We start from the raw sequence: 3,735 nt of genomic DNA, 5'->3' as shown, positions 1-3,735 counted from the left end.
AGCGCTGAAAGCATCTAAGCGTGAAGCCCCCCTCAAGATGAGATTTCCCATGGAGTTAATCCAGTAAGACCCCTTAGAGAAGATGAGGTAGATAGGTCCGGTGTGGAAGTGCAGCAATGCATGGAGCTGACGGATACTAATAGGTCGAGGGCTTAACCAAAGCTCAAGTAAGGTGAAAGAAACTCGCATCTAGTTTTCAGGGTGTATAAAGTTATACTTTACAACTGTAAAAGTATAACCACACCATAATTTAAGTAAATAAGAAGAAGTCTGGTGACGATAGCGGAGGGGACACACGCGTACCCATCCCGAACACGACCGTTAAGCCCTCCAGCGCCGATGGTACTTGGACCGCAGGGTCCTGGGAGAGTAGGACGTTGCCAGGCTTCTTTTTTTATATATTGCATACATATTTTTATATATTACCAACCGTACTTATTGCAGCCTATTTAGGCTGCTTTTTTGCTAACATCCCAAAAGTAAAAGAATCAAATGTAGTACGAGAATTATATATGGAGCAAATTCATACACAAGATAATCTTGTAAAGTATTAATAAGTGCCGCGCCGCATTAGACAAAAAGCCCCCAATCTAGTAGGGGACTTTTTGTTATATCAGATTAAATTAAAACTGATGGTATTTTGTCAAAAACGCGTAGCTATTATTTTTCATTACGCCAATTTTTAGGAGTAATTAACGCTATGATTGTGAATAACTCCAATCTGCCGAATAACATTAACATTGATAAAATTATTTTACTAAAATTAGAGAAATCACTATAGGTGCGAGTAGGCCCTACAAAACCAAAACCCGGGCCCACGTTCCCAAGTGTTGCGGCAACAGCACTTGCTGCGCTCTCGAGATCTATATTTTCTAACGATATTAAAATTGTTCCTATAATAAACAGAAAAAGATATAAAACAAAAAAACTGGAAATACTTGCATTAATATCTCTAGCTAATGATTTATTTTGAATTTTAATCGGTATGATTGCTCTTGGATGAAAAATCTTTGCAATTTCTCTTTTGACCAATTTTAGTAATACTAAAATTCTGATGTTTTTCATACCGCCACCGGTTGAACCTGCCGATCCACCAATAAACATTAATACAAACAGTATGCTTTTGCTGAAAGTAGGCCATTGATCAAAGTCTGCAGTTGTATAGCCGGTCGTAGTAATGATCGAACTCACCTGAAACAAAGCATCTCTAAAAGCCCTTAAGTCACCATCATAGGTTGTTAAAAAAATATTTGTTCCAATAAGAACAGTTGCAGCTAAAATTATTAGTAAATAGAAACGCAGTTCCTCATTTTTTACAACATAACGCCATTTTCCCTTATAAATAGCAAAGTACAAAGAAAAATTTGCTCCAGATAAAATCATGAAGATGGTGATGACTAAATGTATATAGGTGCTATCAAAAGCACCAATACTTGCGTTTCTATTAGAAAATCCACCAGTTCCAACAGTTCCAAAGGTATGTAAAGCAGCATCATATAATGACATACCACCAAGAACCAACAAAATGATCTCTATGATAGTGAATGAGATATACGTAATGTATAAAATTTTTGCGGTATCTTTAATATGAGGGACAATTTTATCTGCTATTGGACCAGGGCTTTCGGCTTTAAAGATCTGAAAACCACCTACTCCGATAGTTGGGAGTAAAGCAACCGTGAAAACTAAAATCCCCATTCCACCCATCCAGTGGGTGAAAGAACGCCAAAATAAAATGCCTCGCGGCAATGCCTCAATATCATTTAAAATTGTCGCACCAGTAGTAGTAAATCCCGACACTGTTTCGAAAAAGGCATCTACGTATGAAGGGATACTGCCTGAAATTACAAAAGGTAATGCTCCAAAAACAGAAGAAAATAACCATCCCAATGCAACAATTGCTAATCCCTCTTTTGTCTTAATCTTATTATCATTAGTTTTAATATTTGCCATGAGAAAACCGGTTATGGCAATGATAAATATGCTGATAAAAAAAGCAGTGCTGTCAGATTGGTGATAAAAAATTGCAATGATTTGGGCTGGTATCATAAATGCTGCTTCAATAATTAGTAGTATTCCTATTACTTTTATTACGATGGAATAATTCATTTATACGTACTCCTCTGCTAGGTTTTAGGAATATATCTAATGCATCAATATTTGATGTTAAACTAAAGATTATTAATCGATCACGAGCATCTATGACAGTGCTTCCTTTGGGAATAATAACTTTACCTTTATGGACTATAGCACCAACAATAACACCTTTTGGTAAGTTCAGTTCAGAAATTTTCTTACCAATAATTTTCAGTCCTTCTTCAACAATTACTTCAGTTACTTCAGCTTGTCCACCTAACAATAAGGATACAGATACTACTTTTCCTCCGCGAATAAATTTTAATATATCGCTAGCTGTAATGTAAATAGGATTAAATGCAACATCGATTCCTAACTTTTCAATAATTTGCTCGTAATTAGGTCTGCTAATTTTTGCGATAACTTTGTTGATGCCTGATTGTTTTGCCATCAACGTCATTAGAAGATTTTGTTCGTCAAAATCTGTTACAGCGATAAAAGCATCCATACTTGAAAGGTTTTCTTCTTCTAATAAATTAATATCTGTACCATCTCCATGTATGACCAAAGCTCCATTTAATTTTTCTGATAAATAAATACAGCGGTTGCGATCTCGTTCAATGATGGTAACATTAATTTTAGCCTGAAGTAATTGCTTTGCTAGATAGTATCCTACTTTACCACCACCGAAAATCATAACATTTTTAATATATTTTTTTTCTGAAGTCAATTCATAGACTTCGATCATTTTTTGAATATTATCACTTTTGCCCATGATATAGATGATATCATTTTCTTTAATGATTGTCGTACCATCGGGAATAATAATATTTCCATCTCGCATAATTGCAACTATAAGTAATTCTTCCATCCCTGGTAGATCCATTACTCTTTTGTCAATAAAATTTTTCAAATTGTTTACATGAAAATCATGCATTTGAACTTTTCCTTTAGCAAAGTCACCGAAATAGAAACTATATCTTTTCAATAAGTACCGACTAATCTCGCTTGCTATTGCTAAATCAGGGCTGACAATATGGTCAATTCCCATTTCATTTTTGATAAAGTCTAGCTGAGTCATATACTCAGGATTCCTGATTCTGGCAATCGTCTTTTTACATCCTAGTTTTTTTGCTAATGTACAAATGATTGTATTTGTTTCGTCACTACTAGTTGAAGCAATGAGTAAGTCATATTTTTCAATGCCTAATTCTTTTAAAACACCAACTTCTAATCCGTTGGCATTAACTGCGAGCACATCTAAATGGTCATTAATACTGTTAATCACCTTGGCGCTAGAGTCTACAACGGTTACGTCAATGTGACTATTTAACAGTGATTCCGCTACTTTATAACCTAATTTACCGGCACCAATTATCATAACTTTCATATTTAATCCCCTCTAGATCATTACGTATTGTCAAAAGTTTTATAGATTATTGTGTCAAAAACCTTGTTGTTATTGAAAAATTTATATTAAGGTATTGCCACCCCCTCAATTTAAGGGTAATTTTTAGTTGACCATTCAAAAAATTACTCAAACAAAGGAGGCGGCAAACTTGATGTCTAAAGTTATTTCTTTGTTGCTACTATACATTGAGGTTCAAAATAAAATCATTGTTTATTTGATGGGGGCATTGCTTGGTAAGAATTCTCTTC

General features: G+C 34.7%; 2 protein-coding genes and 2 rRNA genes. 2 read left to right on the top strand and 2 right to left on the bottom strand.

Going from position 1 to position 3,735, the window contains the following annotated elements:
- Nucleotides 1–160: ribosomal RNA gene (locus BHF71_RS09610) — 23S ribosomal RNA — on the top strand; the annotation flags it as partial.
- A gap of 109 nt (nucleotides 161–269) precedes the next feature.
- Nucleotides 270–386, top strand: a 5S ribosomal RNA gene (gene rrf, locus BHF71_RS09605).
- 274 nt (nucleotides 387–660) lie between these two features.
- Here the strand turns inward: rrf and BHF71_RS09600 are convergent.
- Nucleotides 661–2,109 (bottom strand): TrkH family potassium uptake protein, encoded by a 1,449-nt coding sequence (locus BHF71_RS09600; protein WP_069657428.1) that lies wholly within the window; start codon nucleotides 2,107–2,109, stop codon nucleotides 661–663.
- Nucleotides 2,060–3,466: a Trk system potassium transporter TrkA gene (trkA, locus tag BHF71_RS09595; RefSeq protein WP_069657427.1), complete on the bottom strand. Its 1,407-nt coding sequence runs from the start codon at nucleotides 3,464–3,466 to the stop codon at nucleotides 2,060–2,062. The genes BHF71_RS09600 and trkA overlap by 50 nt, the downstream gene beginning before the upstream one ends.
- Between the last annotated feature and the right edge of the window lie 269 nt (nucleotides 3,467–3,735).

Source organism: Vulcanibacillus modesticaldus, assembly GCF_001730235.1.
GTDB lineage: Bacteria > Bacillota > Bacilli > Tepidibacillales > Tepidibacillaceae > Vulcanibacillus > Vulcanibacillus modesticaldus.
Note: the sequence above shows the minus strand (reverse complement) of the source record. Positions and strands in the feature narration are given on the sequence as shown.

Bases quoted from the DNA above. Each gene is read 5' to 3' on its own strand.
- BHF71_RS09600 (WP_069657428.1), bottom strand. From the start codon at position 2,109: ATGAATTATTCCATCGTAATAAAAGTAATAGGAATACTACTAATTATT.
- trkA (WP_069657427.1), bottom strand. From the start codon at position 3,466: ATGAAAGTTATGATAATTGGTGCCGGTAAATTAGGTTATAAAGTAGCG.